The 16,240-nt window shown below is 56.9% G+C and carries 12 protein-coding genes and 2 pseudogenes; 5 read left to right on the top strand and 9 right to left on the bottom strand.

The window, feature by feature from the left end; translation table 11 throughout:
* The first annotated feature begins 599 nt into the window (after positions 1 to 599).
* A complete protein-coding gene (locus tag OA238_RS33950) occupies positions 600 to 1,256 on the top strand; it encodes a DarT1-associated NADAR antitoxin family protein (protein ID WP_015496134.1) in 657 nt (218 codons plus the stop codon).
* A 238-nt stretch (positions 1,257 to 1,494) separates the two neighbouring features.
* Positions 1,495 to 3,046, top strand: a pseudogene (locus OA238_RS17115) (IS3 family transposase).
* Between the two features lie 171 nt (positions 3,047 to 3,217).
* Here the strand turns inward: OA238_RS17115 and OA238_RS29120 are convergent.
* Both OA238_RS29120 and OA238_RS17125 read right to left on the bottom strand, forming a co-directional pair.
* Positions 3,218 to 4,165, bottom strand: coding sequence for a response regulator (locus OA238_RS29120; protein WP_015496135.1), 948 nt, complete (start codon positions 4,163 to 4,165; stop codon positions 3,218 to 3,220).
* Positions 4,166 to 4,355: 190 nt separating this feature from the next.
* Positions 4,356 to 4,880 carry an alkylphosphonate utilization protein gene (locus OA238_RS17125; RefSeq protein WP_044037066.1) on the bottom strand — a complete coding sequence of 175 codons (525 nt, stop codon included), beginning with the start codon at positions 4,878 to 4,880 and terminating at the stop codon, positions 4,356 to 4,358.
* 276 nt (positions 4,881 to 5,156) lie between these two features.
* Between OA238_RS17125 and OA238_RS17130 the strand changes: the two genes are divergently transcribed.
* A complete protein-coding gene (locus OA238_RS17130) occupies positions 5,157 to 5,363 on the top strand; it encodes a cold-shock protein (protein WP_015496137.1) in 207 nt (68 codons plus the stop codon).
* 79 nt (positions 5,364 to 5,442) lie between these two features.
* Here OA238_RS17130 and OA238_RS30430 read toward each other — a convergent pair.
* A pseudogene (locus tag OA238_RS30430) lies at positions 5,443 to 5,652 on the bottom strand (dodecin family protein).
* A 66-nt stretch (positions 5,653 to 5,718) separates the two neighbouring features.
* Positions 5,719 to 6,285: an arylesterase gene (locus OA238_RS17135; protein ID WP_015496138.1), complete on the bottom strand. Its 567-nt coding sequence runs from the start codon at positions 6,283 to 6,285 to the stop codon at positions 5,719 to 5,721.
* A 121-nt stretch (positions 6,286 to 6,406) separates the two neighbouring features.
* Between OA238_RS17135 and OA238_RS17140 the strand changes: the two genes are divergently transcribed.
* Both OA238_RS17140 and OA238_RS17145 read left to right on the top strand, forming a co-directional pair.
* On the top strand, positions 6,407 to 7,093 hold the full coding sequence (locus tag OA238_RS17140; protein ID WP_015496139.1) for an ABC transporter ATP-binding protein: 687 nt from the start codon (positions 6,407 to 6,409) through the stop codon (positions 7,091 to 7,093).
* Positions 7,090 to 9,621: an ABC transporter permease gene (locus OA238_RS17145; RefSeq protein WP_015496140.1), complete on the top strand. Its 2,532-nt coding sequence runs from the start codon at positions 7,090 to 7,092 to the stop codon at positions 9,619 to 9,621. The genes OA238_RS17140 and OA238_RS17145 overlap by 4 nt, the downstream gene beginning before the upstream one ends.
* 74 nt (positions 9,622 to 9,695) lie before the next feature.
* Here OA238_RS17145 and OA238_RS17150 read toward each other — a convergent pair whose 3' ends face one another.
* From OA238_RS17150 to OA238_RS17170, 5 genes are all read right to left on the bottom strand, one after another.
* The gene (locus OA238_RS17150; RefSeq protein WP_015493784.1) at positions 9,696 to 10,826 is read right to left on the bottom strand and encodes an ISAs1 family transposase; all 1,131 of its coding nucleotides are present in this window, start codon (positions 10,824 to 10,826) and stop codon (positions 9,696 to 9,698) included.
* Positions 10,827 to 11,392: 566 nt separating this feature from the next.
* Positions 11,393 to 12,802, bottom strand: a complete 1,410-nt coding sequence (locus OA238_RS17155; RefSeq protein WP_015496141.1) for an MATE family efflux transporter — start codon at positions 12,800 to 12,802, stop codon at positions 11,393 to 11,395.
* The gene (gene gltX / locus OA238_RS17160; protein WP_015496142.1) at positions 12,802 to 14,124 is read right to left on the bottom strand and encodes a glutamate--tRNA ligase; all 1,323 of its coding nucleotides are present in this window, start codon (positions 14,122 to 14,124) and stop codon (positions 12,802 to 12,804) included. Before gltX ends, OA238_RS17155 begins: the two co-directional genes overlap by 1 nt.
* A gap of 75 nt (positions 14,125 to 14,199) precedes the next feature.
* Positions 14,200 to 14,418 (bottom strand): DUF1801 domain-containing protein, encoded by a 219-nt coding sequence (locus tag OA238_RS17165; protein ID WP_015496143.1) that lies wholly within the window; start codon positions 14,416 to 14,418, stop codon positions 14,200 to 14,202.
* Between the two features lie 63 nt (positions 14,419 to 14,481).
* Entirely contained in the window at positions 14,482 to 16,152 is a 1,671-nt protein-coding gene (locus OA238_RS17170; RefSeq protein ID WP_044037070.1) for an NAD+ synthase, read from the bottom strand.
* Positions 16,153 to 16,240 lie beyond the last annotated feature (88 nt).

A 16,240-nucleotide genomic window follows, 5' to 3' on the forward strand; every position in this document is an offset into this window, starting at 1 on the left:
ACTGAGACTATTACGGTTATCAGCTGCAGCTGCCTCTAGCTTCAGCCCAAACAGTGATTGAGGTGACTATGGATTTGGAAGAACTCGTAAAGAAGATTACCGAAAGCAGGCAACATTGCCACGTCTATCATTTCACCGATGAATGCAATTTTCCCCTAATAAAGAAACACGGACTTTTGTCCAAAAACCGAATGCGTGAGCTCGAAATTTGGCCAGAAGCGCCGTCTGGAAATCAGTGGAGTTGGGATGCAGACGACAACAAAGGCATATCTGACTATGTTTCCCTATGCATGACGCGGAACCATCCAATGAATTACATAGCAAAAAAGAAGAGCGAATTGAAACCCCTAGGTACCTTTGCATTTCACCGGATGTCTTGCTGGAAGACGGTGTCCTATTTGCTACTGATATTGCGAATAAAACTAGTGTAGCACTGAATGAATTACGCTCTTCAATAAATACTATCGATGTCGAAGTTCTCTATGATCGTACCGATTGGAAAGACGCAACTATTCAATCGCGGCTGAAGGTTGTTGAGCGGTATGAGATATTGGTCCCCCACGGGATCGCGTTGTCTCGCATTCCAAAGGTTCATTGACTTGGCAACACGACCCATATTCATTCCTAGAGCCGACAGAGGTCCTTTAGTTGAAGTGCTTCCTGTAGATATTCAGTGGCATGGTGGGTTTTCGGTTTTGCAGAAGCAAAAGAATATTTTGGAGCTCCATGACAAGGCCAAACGGCTTGGAATCCACCCTATTCTTGAGATTTCAACAAAGTCGTTGGTTGAGGTTGGTCGGCGCCTGAGCGCCTTTAACCTGAAAATCGACGTGAATGGGACATTGAAGAGTCTCGAGAGCGTTTATCAGAGTTCAAAAGTATTTGCCCATTCTGGACAGCACGAACATCTAATGGACTTAGAACCTTTTATGGCTAAGAGGGAAGTTCACAGCCTTGGGCAGGGACCAATTGTAGCATTCCGGCTCCTAGGGGAAGAATTCCCAACAGAGCCAAAGAATGCATTCTATGACTGGCTCTACCTCAAAGCGATCACGCCTCATGAGGAATGGATAAAGAAGAATTTACACTACGCAGCGTATTCGGACATTGAATTCAATCCAAGTAAATCAATTAATTGCCAAGGAAGGGCAGTTGCAGAATTTCACGCATTATCTTTACGGAACTCTACCATGGATTGTGTGAACGATTTTGAGAAATTCAAAAATTTACTCCAGTATTCTCAACGTGACGAATGAGGCAAACGAAACACCCCCCACTTCCGCTTCACAAACTCTGTCAAGATCACAATCCGCTGCCACTCGACCTTAACTTCAATATGCGCCGCATTCTCTGGCAAGAGCGAGATATTACGCAGAGCCCCGTGCACCGTTTAGCCGCCTTTTCGCGCGGCGTGACGCAGGCCCCCTCTGTCAGGGATGTTGTCCGCTGCTCTATTTTTCTCTAATTTTCAGGTGGGCGGATTAGGACAATGACATGGGATATTCACTGGAACGAAAAGCAGCTGTGCTGAAACGGATGCTTCCGCCGAACAACGTGGCCATTCGGCAGCTTTCGCAGGAGGAAGGGATTTCGGAGGCGACGCTTTTCTCTTGGCGTGCTCAGGCGCGCAACAAGGGGCAGCTTTTGCCTGACGCTGATGCGAGCCCTGAGGGCTGGTCTTCACGTGACAAGTTTGCGGCGGTGTTGGAAACTGCTGCGCTGAACGAGGCTGACCTAGCAGAATACTGCCGCAAACGCGGCCTTTACCCGGCGCAGATTGCCATGTGGCGAGTTGCTTGCGAGCAGGCCAACGACTGGGACCGCACGAGTGCAGCACGTCTTGTGCGTGCGACCAAGGAAGACAAGAAACGGATGAAAGATTTGGAACGCGAGCTTGCTCGCAAGGATCGCGCACTGGCCGAAACTGCAGCACTGCTTGTTCTGCGAAAAAAGGCCTCAGCGATCTGGGGGGACGGAGAGGACGCATGATCAGCACCCCAGATCGCCAAACCGCAGTTGCTCTGATCAATGAGGCCGTAACCGCAGGAGCGCGGCGCGCCAAAGCCTGTTCCGAGTTGGAAATCAGCGAACGCACTCTGCGGCGCTGGACAAAAGACGGCGAGGTTCGCCCTGATAAGCGCCCCCTCGTGCCGCGTGCGGAACCAGCAAACGCGTTGAGTACGGCAGAACGCGCGGCTGTTCTAGATGTCTGTAATTCAAAGGAGTTCTCTAGCCTTCCCCCAAGTCAGATTGTGCCAAAGCTAGCCGATCAGGGTCGATATCTGGCCTCGGAATCGAGTTTCTACCGCATTTTGCGCGCCAATGGATTGCAGCATCACCGGGGTCGAGCCAAGTCCCCAGTCAAGCGTAAGAAGCCCACAAGCTATCAGGCCAGTGCGCCCTGTGAGGTCTGGACCTGGGACATTACCTGAATGCCGGGACCTGTCGCAGGCATGTTCTTCTATCTGTATCTGATCGTGGACATCTTCAGCCGGAAGATCGTGGGCTGTACATCCATGAGCGTGAAAGTGCGGATCTGGCTGCCATTCTGATCCGGCAAGCAGTGCTAGCGGAGGGCTGTCAGATGCGCCCCTTGGTTCTGCACGCTGACAACGGCAGTCCTATGAAGGGCGCCACGATGAAGGTGACGATGGAAAAACTAGGGATCACGGCCTCCTACAGTCGCCCTCGCGTAAGCAACGACAACCCTTTCTCAGAGGCGTTGTTCCGAACCTGCAAATACCGCCCGGACTGGCCGACCAAGGGCTTTGCCACCAAGGCGGATGCTCAAACCTGGGTCCAAACCTTCGCTGGTTGGTACAATAGTGAACACCTGCACAGCGCCATCCGCTTCGTCACGCCGAATGCGCGCCACGCAGGTCATGATCGTGCAACGCTCACAAATCGTGCCAATCTCTATGCCACTGCTCGCGCGCAAAACCCGCAACGCTGGTCAGGAAAAACCCGAAGCTGGCAACCAGCAGGACCCGTCTGGCTGAACCCAGAAAACGAAATCAGCGCCTCTGAAATCAGAGACGCTGCATGAAATCGGCGGACAACACCTTTGACAAACACCGCAGGCATCTGTCTGTGGATCACACTGACTTAAGGGCACCTCTATTAATACCATAGATGGTCAATGATCGCCCCGTAAGTGGTTGTTTTAATTGTGGTTCTATTTGGCAGTTTTGAATTAATAGAGGTGCCCTTAAGTGATCTAGATTTTTGGCGGCACCTGCGTTTCAGAAGACCCCATCTCGCTTTCGTCGCCACCTGCCAAAAAGCTGTTAATCGCAATCACGGCAGACCGGCCGGTCCACAGCCTACACTCATCGATTTTCTGCAATGTCAGCTGGGGCGCAGTTTGCTGCCCAGTCTTGGCCGCATTCCATGTTTGGGCCAAGGCGACACTCGCCTCCGACTCAAGCACGTTGGTATTTATGCGGTCACGTCGATAAGCCACGGCGACAAACGTGCCCTTGCCGACATAGGCAAAAATCATCGAATCCTCACTGAACACATTCGACAGACTGGCCGCCGTCATTTCGATGCTCTGGCGAAACTGTGCCGGGGTCGAATCCAGAAACAGCGTGTCGGCGCTCTCGATCTTGATGCTGAACAAGGTCATCGCAAATAAAGCATCCGTCATGCGCAGCAGTTCATTCACCAGCTGCAAAAGACCCCGCCCACTGCGGCTGCTCTTGATATCAAATGGTTCTGCGAATGAAATGGCCGTCGTACTGCTGAATTCCAACATCTTGTGCTGGGCCAGCTTCTCACGGAACAAACTTTCACTCAGCATCGCGGCCATATTGATGCGCGATCCCAGCTCCAGCCCTTCAAAAGGCTTGCTGACAAAATCGGTCGCCCCGGCCCCGAATGCTTGGGCCATAATGTCATGGGCCTTGCTCGAGGTAATCATGATGATTGGCGCGACGCGGTAGCTTTTCAGACCCCGAATTTGCGCACACAGCTCAATCCCGCTGGTACCAGGGAGCATGATGTCCAGCAGGAACGCATCGAATGGAACAGACGTCGCATGGATTAGATCAATCGCGGACTCGGCGCAGGATGCATAGGTCACCTTGCTGAAACCGCATTGCTCCAACGTCACCGCAAGTAAGTCCAAGATGAGAGGATCATCGTCGACCGCAAGAATTCGCATAGCCAGATACCTCAATCTGCCCCAGACGGGGCTTGAACGCACCTTAGGTGTGCGATTGGATTACGGATAGCCCGCAAGCGCGGCAAATTTGTGGCTTTTTCGGGGTTTAGGCAAGCTTACACGTGTAAAGGCAGGAATTAAGTTAAACCGTAGAGGAGCGCAGCCGCTTCACTTCCGCTTCACTTCCGCTTCACTTCCGCTTCACAAACTCCGTCAAGATCACAATCCGTTGTCCTTCGACCTTGCCCTCAATATGCGCCGCATTATTTGGCACGAGCGAGATGTTGCGCACAGCCGTGCCGCGTTTGGCCGTGAACCCTGCGCCCTTCACCACCAAATCTTTCACAAGAACAACTGTATCACCGTGTTCCAGCCGCATACCGTTGGAATCAAAGTGTTCGACCACCAGCGCACTCGCCTCGGCCCGCGCCTGAACTTCTGGCTCCATCATCATGCTCTCGCGCGCATCGGTCGCCCACATCTCGTCGATCTCGCCAAGCTTGCGCCAAACGGCGATCTGGACGGACGGTTCTGCGGACCACATCGCCCCTTCCAGACTGCGCCAATGGGCGGCAGGCACATCACCCTCACCGCGACAGGCCGGACACAACAACACCTGATCCTCGGTCGGGACGTCAACACTCGTCAGTCCGTCCGCCGCACCGCAAAATTCACATGCGCTACCAGCGCGGTCCATCAGTTCATCCCAGCGCATCGTAATATCCTTCGGCATTTTTCGGTGGTAATTTCGCAACCGTCAGATACCTATGCTGGACTGACTGCAACCCCTTACAGCCTTGGCGAGAATTTGCCGACAACGGTAATATACAGCCTTAGCCCTTGCCAAACGGCTTGCACTACCCCATATGCTTCTTTGCAAACGTTATTCTATCTCGACCTACTGTCTTCCTTCATCGGCGACATTCGATCTAGCACTAACTTCGCCAAGCTGCCGCATTTCGCGGGCAGAGCTACAAAAGGAAGACATGACATGGCCAACGGTACAGTCAAATGGTTCAACACAACAAAAGGCTTCGGCTTTATCGCTCCTGAAACTGGCGGCAAGGACGTTTTCGTTCACATCTCCGCAGTTGAGCGTTCCGGCCTCACAGGCTTGGCAGACGATCAAAAGGTAACTTTTGACGTTGAAGCCGGCCGCGACGGTCGTGAGTCCGCGGTTAACCTCGCACTTGCATAAATTTCAAGTCTTCGGACTTAACGAAGGGCGGTTCCTACGGGAGCCGCCCTTTTTTGTGTTTGCCTCTCGGCCCTAAGGTTTAATCAGCCAACACGAACGTGACCTTCAGAACGACGCGGTACTCGTCGATCTTGCCATTGTTCACAGTGACTTTCTGGTCGGCAAGTCAAGCGCCTGTAATTCCCTTAAGCGATTTGGACTCCCGTTCGATCCCATTTTCGACCGCGTCATCAAACGACTTGGACGACGAACAGATGATCTCGGTGACTTTCGCGACTGAACTAGACATACTCCCAGTTGGTTAGGAGCACAGGCTAGCCGTGTGGATTGCGAAGGCCCTCACAGCCCCTAAAGTTCACTGCGCAATCAGGCTTAGCACCGCAGGCCCGATGCCATCCACGATTTTTCCCACGCCGACAGCGCTGGGGTGAATGCCATCGCTTTGCATATACAATACGCGCACGCCCATCAGATCTGTGCCATCCTGCAACGATGCAAAGAAATTTGCATATAGATCAAGCCCGTAGGTCTGCGCCAATTCCGGATACATCGCATCAAATGCAGCCTTATACGCAGGGCCATAATTGCTCGGCGCATCCAACCCTACCAACAACACATCGACACCCGCATCCTGCGCTGTGCGCAAAATACCGTCCAAATTCGCGCGGCTCACGGCGGGATCAATACCGCGCAGCAGATCATTGCCACCCAAATTGACAATCATCGCATCGACATCCGGCGTCAGCGTCCACGCCACACGGCTAAGGCCGCCCGCCGTGGTATCGCCAGATACACCTGCGTTGATCACGTCGACATCCGCCCCGCTTGCGCGCAACCATGCCTGCAACTGCGGCACGAACCCGTCCTCCATCGGCAATCCATAGCCTTGGGTCAAAGAATCCCCCAATGCCGCAAGGGTCACGCTTTGCGCCTGCGCCGCTCCAACCAACCCGCCGATGCCCAAAATCAAAGCCAATCCAAGGTTGCGGCCAGCGCGTAACACCCCATATAAAACTGATCCGACCAAGCCAAAGGCGACCCCGATGACTGATGCTCTCTCGCTCACCAATGTCTCCATGTCGCTGTCTGGCAACGCCGGCACGGTCGACATCCTGCACGACATTTCGTTGACCGTCGCCAAGGGCGAAACGCTTGGGCTCGTCGGGCCGAGTGGATCTGGCAAATCATCTCTCCTGATGTTGATGGGCGGGCTGGAAACCGCGTCGTCTGGGTCTATCATAGCGCTCGGAACGGACATTACACACTTGGGTGAAGACGACCTTGCGCGGTTTCGTCAGGGTAATATAGGTGTTGTGTTCCAATCCTTCCACCTCATTCCCACGATGACCGCGCTGGAAAACGTCGCGACACCGCTGGAACTTGCTGGCGTGCGCGATGCCTACGAACGCGCGAGCGCCGAACTCGCCGCCGTCGGGCTGGACAATCGCGCCGCGCATTACCCTGCGCAGTTGTCAGGCGGTGAACAACAGCGTGTTGCCCTTGCCCGCGCGTCCGTCACTCGCCCGAAACTGCTTTTGGCAGATGAACCGACTGGAAACCTTGATGAAACCAACGGAGCCGCCATCATCGATATGTTGTTTGGTCTGCGTGAACAGCACGGCGCGACATTAATCATGGTCACCCATTCCAATGAACTCGCCGCGCGCTGTGACCGCGTAATCCGCCTGCGCGACGGGCGCATTGATACGTTGCAGGCTGCCGCCGAATGAACGCGCCGTCGTTGTTCATCGCTTGGACATTCGCCAAACGTGAACTGCGCGGCGGGCTGCATGGCTTTCGCATCTTCCTAGCGTGCCTCGCCCTCGGCGTCGCGGCCATCGCTGCCGTGGGCACCGTGCGCGCGTCTATTCAAGCGGGCCTCGCCGCCAATGGTGCGGCACTTCTCGGTGGGGACGCTGCCGTGCGGTTTACTTACCGTTTTGCCGAACCCGATGAACGCGCGTGGATGGCCAGTATTGCGGAAAAAGTCTCTGAAACCACCGATTTCCGCTCCATGGTCGTCGTTGAGCGCGACACTGTCGAACGCGGCCTGACCCAAGTGCAGGCTGTGGATGACCTCTACCCGCTGATCGGCGAAACCGTCCTCGACCCGCCGATGCCGCTGGCTGACGCCTTCGCAGGCGACGCCACGTTCCCGGGCGGCGTGATGGAACGCGCCCTTGCCGACCGCCTTGCGCTTAGCGCTGGCGACACGTTCAGCTTGGGCGAACAGATCTTCATCCTCTCCGCGATCCTTGTGTCTTATCCGGATAACTCTGGGGGCGGCTTCGGTCTTGGCCCACGCAGCCTCGTGCTGCTCGACGACCTTGCAAATTCCGGTCTTTTGGCGACCGGAACTCTGATGGAAACCAATTATCGTCTCGATCTGCCCGACGGCGCTGACCTCAACGCCTTTGAGACCCAAGCCGAAACTCTTTTTGAAAACGGGGGCCTGCGTTGGCGCGACGCCCGCGAAGGGGCCCCCGGTATCGCGCGTTTTGTTGATCGCATTGCCGCCTTTTTGATCCTGATCGGACTGTCGGGCCTTGCCGTTGGTGGCGTCGGTGTGTCCGCCGCCGTGCGCTCCTACCTCAGCGGCAAATCCAACGTCATCGCGATCCTCAAAACCCTCGGCGCAACACGGCGCACAATCTTCTTGACGTATTTCCTACAAATCGGCGTCCTGACCATCGTCGGTGTCGCAATCGGGGTGGCCTTGGGGGCCACGATCCCGCTCGCATTCGCCCCTCTCATCGAATCCCGTCTGCCGATCCCCGCCAATTTCACCCTACACGCCGCCCCCTTGTTTGAGGCCGCAATCTACGGTGTTCTCGCCGCGCTGATCTTTACCCTCTGGCCGCTGGCGCGCACCGAAGACATCAAGCCCGCAACCCTGTTTCGCGACGCATTCGGCGCAGGAAAAACCCTGCCCTCGGCCAAATATCTCGTTATAACGCTGTTGTTGCTCGCCACCCTCATCGGCACGGCGATTGTCTTCTCCGGCACAGTGTTCCTAACGCTCTGGACGGCGGGCGGCATCCTGTGCGCCCTCGCCCTGTTGGTCATCGCCGCCGCCATCGCGCGGTTCACAGCCCAAAAATTCCGCCGCCTATCACGTGGGTTTCCCGCGCTGCGCTTTGCCCTCGCCTCTATTGGCGCGCGGGGCGGTGAAACCACATCCGTGGTCCTGTCCCTCGGCCTCGGCCTCGCGGTCCTTGCCGCTGTCGGGCAAATCGACGGTAACTTGCGCGGCTCCATCTCCGATGAACTGCCAGACGTCGCCCCGTCCTACTTTTTTGTCGACATCCAGCCCGATCAAATCGACGGTTTCCGCACCCGCCTCGACAGCGATCCGCAAGTCACCCGCTATGAGGCCGCGCCGATGTTGCGCGGCATCATCACTCAGATCAACGGCATCCCTGCGCGCGACTTTGCCGACCACTGGGTCCTGAACGGCGATCGCGGCCTGACCTATTCCGCCCTGCCATCAGACGGGACAATCATCACCGAAGGCGATTGGTGGCCCGCAGATTACGCAGGCCCGCCACTGATGAGTTTCGCCGCAGAAGAAGCCGCAGAAATCGGCCTTAAGATCGGCGACACCATCACCACCAACATCCTCGGGCGCGACATACAAGCGACCGTCGCCAACTTCCGCGAGGTGTCATTTGAGGACGCAGGCATCGGCTTTATCATGTCGATGAACCCCACCGCGCTGCAGGGCGCGCCACATTCGTGGATCAGCACGGTTTACAGCGACCCAAGCGCCGAAGCCGCCATTCTGCGCGACCTTGCCACCGCCTACCCCAACGTCACCGCGATCCGCGTGCGCGACGCGATTGACCAAGTTGTGCAACTGCTCGGCGGGATTTCTGCGGCCACCCGCTACGGCGCACTCGCGACCCTGCTCACCGGATTTCTTGTGCTGATCGGCGCTGCCGCAGCAGGAATGCCCGCCCGCACATTTGAGGCCGCAGTCCTGAAAACCCTAGGTGCGTCGCGCGCCACCATCCTACGCAGCTTTGCTTTGCGCTCCGCGCTTCTCGGCCTCGCCGCAGGACTTGTCGCACTCGCGGCGGGGATGTTGGGCGGTTGGGCGGTTTCTACGTTCATTATGGAAACCGGCTACACCCCGATCTGGACATCGGCGGGCGCGATTATCTTGGGCGGCATGGCGGCCACGATGCTTGCGGGACTTGCGTTTGCATGGCGATCCCTTGCTGCAAAACCCGCGCACATCCTCAGATCACGCGAATGACAGATTCATTCGATTTGGGAGCGCGCTTTTTTGGCTACGGCAGCCTCGTCAATCTCAGGGCAATCGCGTTTGGCTCATGTTGTTGCCAAGTCACTGAGAATGCTGCGTAAGAAGGTGGTGTCCCAGCCTGCACGTTTGATTTTTATGGAGAGAGAGCCCTTGGATGTGTCACGCCGGAGGACGTCGAGTGCGCGGCGACGTAGAACGGCGATGTTGCCGGGACCGTTGTCTTTCCGATTGCGTGCGGCGTCCTCGCGGAAAGACACATCCAACTGCCAATGAAGGGCATTTTCGATGGCCCAATGGTCGCGGACAGCGGCCAACAGCACCTCAGGTGTGGGAACCCAAGACAGCGCGAAGTAGCGGGTCTCTGAGGTCACCTTTCCGCCCGTCTCTCTGGTCGCCTCGATGCGACCGAACCCCTTGAGGCCAGGGAATTCGTGGTATTCTGCCAATGCCTTAGCCGATACCACAACCGCCTTACGGGTTTCTTTTCTTCCATGGCCGGTATTTTCCGTAACGGCTGTTGGATCGCTTTTGTGCCCCTTGCTGAAACATCCACGGGCGTCAGACAACAGGGATTCCTGGTTACCCTTGAGGGCGAGGCACCAATCACCGCCGCCTGCGTTGATTGCGGCAACCGTGCGGCGGTTGCAATGTAATGCATCACCGGTGACCACCTTGCCCCGCAGATCGATCAACCCAAGCGCCTCTATGGCCGCGCTGAGTTCTGTGCCTCGGTCGGCAGGTACTGTCGCCAACGTCAGGCGCAGCCGCGAGGCATAGGCTGAGACCATCATGCGGGTCCGTGCGCTTTCGCCCGGGTCGCGCGCACCCCGTAACGCTTTGCCGTCAATCGCGATGATATCACCGTCTTTGAGGAGCTTGGTCACATCGGCAAGTACCTTACTGAAGGCCGCATCGAGTGCCTTCGGGTCGATGATCCGGAAGACCTCCGAGAAGGTATCATGCGATGGAATGGCATGCTTGAGTTTCAGGAAGTTCCTGAAAAGGCTCTCTTTTGCACGGCCAAATGCGGCCATCTCGGCGCAGGAGGTCGATCCACATAAGACCGACACGAAGGCGATAACGAGCAGTTCACCAAGGTCGTGGCGCACGTTACTGGCGCGCGGATCAGGAACTTCGTCGAAGGCGGATAGAAAAATATGCATGGCGATGAGCACCCGATGAGAACAACCACCCATCCAGAATCCATCCCGCCATCACCTGCAAGAGCAATCCTTTACTCACTCAGTTCCAAACGCGATTCCCCTGACGTCAATCTGGCGACCCATGATTATCCCGACCCGACGGGCGCGACCCTAACCGGATGGCAGCGGGTGTGGCGGCACGCATTGGCGCGCCCCGTCGCATTTTGTCTGTTGAACCTTGCGCGCACACGACGTTGCACGGCATCACCGCGCAGGTTCCACGCGGCGACTGGGCTGCACTGGATTTACGCGAACACGCCTACCTGCGCCGCGATGTCAGTGCGCAATTTCACACCCCCACCGCCGTTTTTGAGGCAAACCCCAGCCACACGGCACCGCCCAGCACGGGCCATCCGATCCTGCTCAGCTATCTTGATGTGGTTGTCGCAGGCTTCGTCACGCTGATGGGCGACGACCCAAACTCCGGTGGTGCCGCGCATTTCTTCGCCACCACGACAGGTTGGGGCCCAGTTCTTGATGACCGCGCAGCACCACTTTATCCGCGCGCGCAGCCGCTTCATCCCGACACCCGCGCAACCGTAGACGCCGCACTCGCGGCCCTAGCGGTTCCGGTGCAGCCAGCCCAAAGTGCGCGCCTGCTTGTCAATGCCATCCGCGCAAGTGGTCCCGCCGCGGCCACCAGTCTGCATGACACGGTAGGCCACAACCAACGCGATCAGCCCGAATAAAATTCCGCCCACAGCCTGCCCGATCAACACGCCGCCAGCCCCAAACCATGCCGAAAAGACGATCACAAACGGCACCGTGCCAATCGTATGGCGACCCCAGTTCACCACGGTCGAATAAAACGGGTGGCCCATGTTGTTGCACGCCGCATTGGACACAAAGATCATGCCGTTGAAAAACCACAGCAGGCTAAGCGGTCCGGCGAAGAGAAACACCAGCGTGCGCGCGGGGCCGTCCAGCAGGAACAACATCTCAAGCAGTGGGCGCGCCGCGAACAGCAGACCGGACACGACCACAACAACAATTCCGGTAAAAATCAGCCCTTCACGGAACGCGCGTTTCACGCGGTCTTGCTTGCCTGCGCCAAAATTTTGACCAATCACGGGTCCGATTGCGCCGGACAGCGCGAAAATAATTGCGAATGCTACTGGCGTCAGACGGCCCACAATCGCCATGCCCGCGACGGCATCTTCACCAAATTCTGCCATGGACCGCGTCACATAGGCCTGCCCGATGGGCGTGGCCAACTGCGTCAGGATCGCCGGAAATGCGATGATCAGAACCGGTCGCAAATCCGGCAGCATGTTTGACAGATCAGGACGGCCAAAGCCGCCATAATACCGCACAATCGGCACCAGCGCGCTGACACCAATTGCCACCCGCGCCGCAACACTGGCCCAGGCCGCACCCTGCAATTCCATGCCGAACCCGAAGATCAGGATCGGATCCAAAACCGCATTCACACAGGCGCCAATGATCGTGGCCATCATCGATCGGCGCGCGTCACCGTGCGCACGCAAAATCGCGCCACCGACCATTCCGACCAGCAACAACGGCAGGGACGGGATGATGATTGTCAGGTAAGTCACGGCCAGTTCCGCCGTCGACCCTGTCGCGCCGACCAAGCCGACAATCGGGTCCAGATTGAACCAGACGACGCCGGCAAAAATCGCGCCGAACACGGCGCCAAAGATCAGCACATTTGTCGCACGCCGCTGGGCCAAAACCGTGTCACCCTCACCCAAGGATCGCGCGACCAACGCGCCCCCCGCGATCGACATGCCGATGCCAAAGGATGATGTGAAAAACAAAATTGCGCCCGCATATCCGACCGCCGCCGCCAATTCCGCCTTGCCGAGCATTGAGATGAAAATCATGTCGATGAAATCGACCATGAACACCGCCATCAACCCCACCGACGACGTGAACGCCATCACCGAGATGTGGCGCATCAATGATCCGCTCAGGAATTTTGCATGTGCGTTTTCGGCGCGCGTCGCCATTACGCTTTAGGTTTTGTCTGCAACAGCGGCATCACGTCCGCCATTTCCGGACCGCGCGTCGCGCCTGTGACGGCATGGCGCAAAGGCATAAACAGCCCCTTACCCTTGCGGCCCGTCGCGTGCTTAACGGCCGCTGTCCACGTGCCCCAAGTATCATCGGCGTAGGGCGGCTCCCCCAAAAGAGCTAGGGCCTGCGGGATAAATTCCGCGTCCTCATCGGCTATCTGCGGCGCGGCACCATCGCGAAACACAGCCCACCAGTCGCCCATTTGATCCAACGATGCGATGTTTTCACGCACGACATTCCAGAACCGCTCACCCAAGTCTTCAGGCACACCTAACGCTGCAACCGCATCGGCAACTGCAGAATATGGCCGCGCCGCCAACCAACGGGCGGTCAATGGACCCAGATCATCGGCATCAAATTTCGTCGGGGCGGATCCGAATTTTGACATCTCGAAACCTGCCACAACCTCGCCAATGGTTTCGCGCAATTCAACAGGATCAGACGACCCCAATCGTGCCATCAGCGACAGGATCGCCATCGGCGCAATGCCGTTTTTGCGCAAATCACGCAAAGCCAATGTGCCAAGACGTTTGGAAAGCGCCTCACCCTGCGGCCCCGTCAAAAGGGAGTGGTGCGCGAACGTCGGAACAGTGCCGCCCAGCGCTTGAATCATCTGGATTTGCGTCGCCGTGTTCGTCACGTGGTCCGACCCGCGCACTACATCCGTGACCTGCATCTCCGTGTCATCGACAACAGATGCCAGCGTGTACAAATACTGCCCGTCGCCACGGATCAACACAGGGTCAGACACCGACGCGGCATCAATCGAAATCGCGCCCAAGATACCATCAACCCATTCGATGCGCTTCTGGTCGAGCTTGAAACGCCAATGCCCTGTGCGCCCCTCAGCGCGGTAAGCCGCGATCTGATCGGCGGTTAAATTCAACGCAGCGCGGTCATAAACCGGCGGTTTACCCATATTAAGCTGCTTTTTACGCTTCAGATCCAGCTCAACCGGTGTCTCGAAACATTCATACAACCGACCCGACGCGATCAACGCATCGCGCGCCGCGTCATAGCGGTCCATACGTTTGGATTGATATTCAATCTGGTCCCACGAAATCCCCAACCACGTCAGGTCTGACATGATACCGTCGACATATTCCTGTTTTGAGCGTTCAGGATCAGTGTCGTCGATCCGCAAAATAAACGTGCCACCGGCGCGCCGTGCAATCGCGTGGTTAAACAACGCCGCCCGCAGGTTACCAATGTGCAAATAGCCTGTGGGGGACGGGGCGAAACGGGTCGTTGTCATGGAGATACTGTCCGGTATGAAAGGTTGCGTCAGGCTTTTCACAGCGTGGCCGGAATGTCCATATTTCCTACGGCGTCAGCTGGCTTTTACGGGCCAACGCGCCGCCAGATCGTCCAAGCCAGCACGCACATTTTCTTCAACCACGGCGATATCCACATCGGCCAACGTGTTGATATAAAAACACGCCTTCGCCTTTTTGTACTTGTCAAACCGATCCAAAATTGACCCAGAATCCTTATACCACAGCATGATATAAAGGCTCAGCCGTGCTTTTTGCGCCGAAAGTCCTGTCACCGGACCATCCCCCTCACGACCGCTGGCGTAGGTGTAATGAGATGGACTAAAGCCGCACTTGCGTCAGGTGTCATCCCGCCAGCGGTTCACAATCGGATACCTGCGATCCAGCCAAAATGCTTTCATCGACAAACGTGGCCCCGGTGCAGACTGGAACCGTTTGTATTCACTGATATAAAGCAAATGTTCGATCTTTTTGACCACAGCGCGATCATAGCCTGCCGCGACGCAGTCCGCGACGCTGGCGTCATCATCCACCAACAGCGTTAAAATGCCATCTAACACGTCATATTCCGGCAGGCTGTCACTGTCTTTCTGGTCATCGCGCAATTCCGCACTTGGCGGTTTGTCGATGATCGCCACAGGAATCATTTCACCGGCGGGGGCGTTCATCCATGGGCGATGATTGGCATTCCGCCAGCGGCAAATATCGAAGACCCGCGTCTTATAAAGGTCTTTGATAGGGTTATATCCACCCGCCATATCGCCATAGATCGTGGCATAGCCCACGGCGACCTCTGATTTGTTGCCTGTCGTCAGCAGCATTTCACCAAACTTGTTGGACTGCGCCATCAACAACAGCCCACGAATACGCGACTGGATATTTTCTTCGGTCAGCCCGTCGTCCAGTCCCGCAAACAGCGGTGCCAATGTCTGCGTCACCGCCGCACGGGTCGCACCGATCGCCACAACGTCATACCGCACACCCAGCGCCGCAGCCGCAGCCTTGGCGTCATCCAAAGACGCATCCGACGTATATTCAGACGGCATCATCACGCAGCGCACATTGTCCGGCCCCAACGCATCCGCCGCAATCGCAGCAACAATCGCCGAATCTACACCGCCGGACAGGCCCAGCAACACCTTTTTAAATCCGGTCTTCGCCATATAGTCGCGCAGCGCCATCACCATCGCCGCGTAATCGGTTTCCATCGTGTCCGGTTCAAGATTTTTGTCGCCATCCTCGGCGACCCAACCCGCATCGGTGCGCACGAAATCGACATGGGCAACAGCCTCCTCGAACCATGGCATCTGCACAGCCAGCGCGCCGTGGCGGTTCAACACAAACGATCCCCCGTCAAACACCTGATCGTCTTGTCCGCCAACCATGTTCAAATAGACCAGCGGCACATCGCATTCCGTCACCCGCGCAACCATCTGGTTCAAACGCACGCTGAATTTGTCGCGAAAGTACGGGCTGCCGTTTGGCACCAGCAACATCTCCGCACCGCTTTCAACCATCGCCTCGCACACGTCCGGATACCATGCGTCCTCGCAAATCGGCGTGCCAATCCGCAACGACCCTGCGTCTCCGCCGGTGCTAAATGGCCCCTGCATATCTGCGCGACTGAACAGACGGACCTCGTCGAAGACATTGAAATTGGGCAGGAAAAATTTGCGCGTGGTGGAAATAATCTTACCGGCCTTCAGCACAAAATACGCATTGCGCAGCTTGTCGCCCTCGCGCAGCGGCCCGCCAATCCCCAGCATCGGACCATCCGCACAGGCCGCAGCCAACTGCGCCAACTGTGCCGCAGCATCGCGTTCAAATGCGGGCTTCATGATCAAATCTTGCGTCTGGTAACCGACCAGAAACATCTCCGGCAACATGACCATATCGGCCCCCGCCGCGCGCCCCTGCTCCCAAGCAACGCGCGCCTTTTCGGCATTGCCTGCAATGTCGCCAACAGTGGGGTTCAGTTGCGCCATCGTCAGCCGGAAACGGTCGCTCATAGGATCACCTTTCATCGCTCTTACCCCCACATAATCGCACAAACCGGCAAGGGGAAGCCGAAGACGAAAAAGCCACATAGAACCACAG

The sequence above is a fragment of the Octadecabacter arcticus 238 genome (assembly GCF_000155735.2).
In the GTDB taxonomy this organism is placed as follows: domain Bacteria; phylum Pseudomonadota; class Alphaproteobacteria; order Rhodobacterales; family Rhodobacteraceae; genus Octadecabacter; species Octadecabacter arcticus.

Coding starts and splice junctions, on each gene's coding strand:
- OA238_RS29120 (WP_015496135.1), bottom strand. CDS start 4,165: ATGCGAATTCTTGCGGTCGACGATGATCCTCTCATCTTGGACTTACTT.
- OA238_RS17125 (WP_044037066.1), bottom strand. CDS start 4,880: ATGCGCTGGGATGAACTGATGGACCGCGCTGGTAGCGCATGTGAATTT.
- OA238_RS17130 (WP_015496137.1), top strand. CDS start 5,157: ATGGCCAACGGTACAGTCAAATGGTTCAACACAACAAAAGGCTTCGGC.
- OA238_RS17140 (WP_015496139.1), top strand. CDS start 6,407: ATGACTGATGCTCTCTCGCTCACCAATGTCTCCATGTCGCTGTCTGGC.
- OA238_RS17145 (WP_015496140.1), top strand. CDS start 7,090: ATGAACGCGCCGTCGTTGTTCATCGCTTGGACATTCGCCAAACGTGAA.
- OA238_RS17150 (WP_015493784.1), bottom strand. CDS start 10,826: ATGGGTGGTTGTTCTCATCGGGTGCTCATCGCCATGCATATTTTTCTA.
- OA238_RS17155 (WP_015496141.1), bottom strand. CDS start 12,802: ATGGCGACGCGCGCCGAAAACGCACATGCAAAATTCCTGAGCGGATCA.
- gltX (WP_015496142.1), bottom strand. CDS start 14,124: ATGACAACGACCCGTTTCGCCCCGTCCCCCACAGGCTATTTGCACATT.
- OA238_RS17170 (WP_044037070.1), bottom strand. CDS start 16,152: ATGAGCGACCGTTTCCGGCTGACGATGGCGCAACTGAACCCCACTGTT.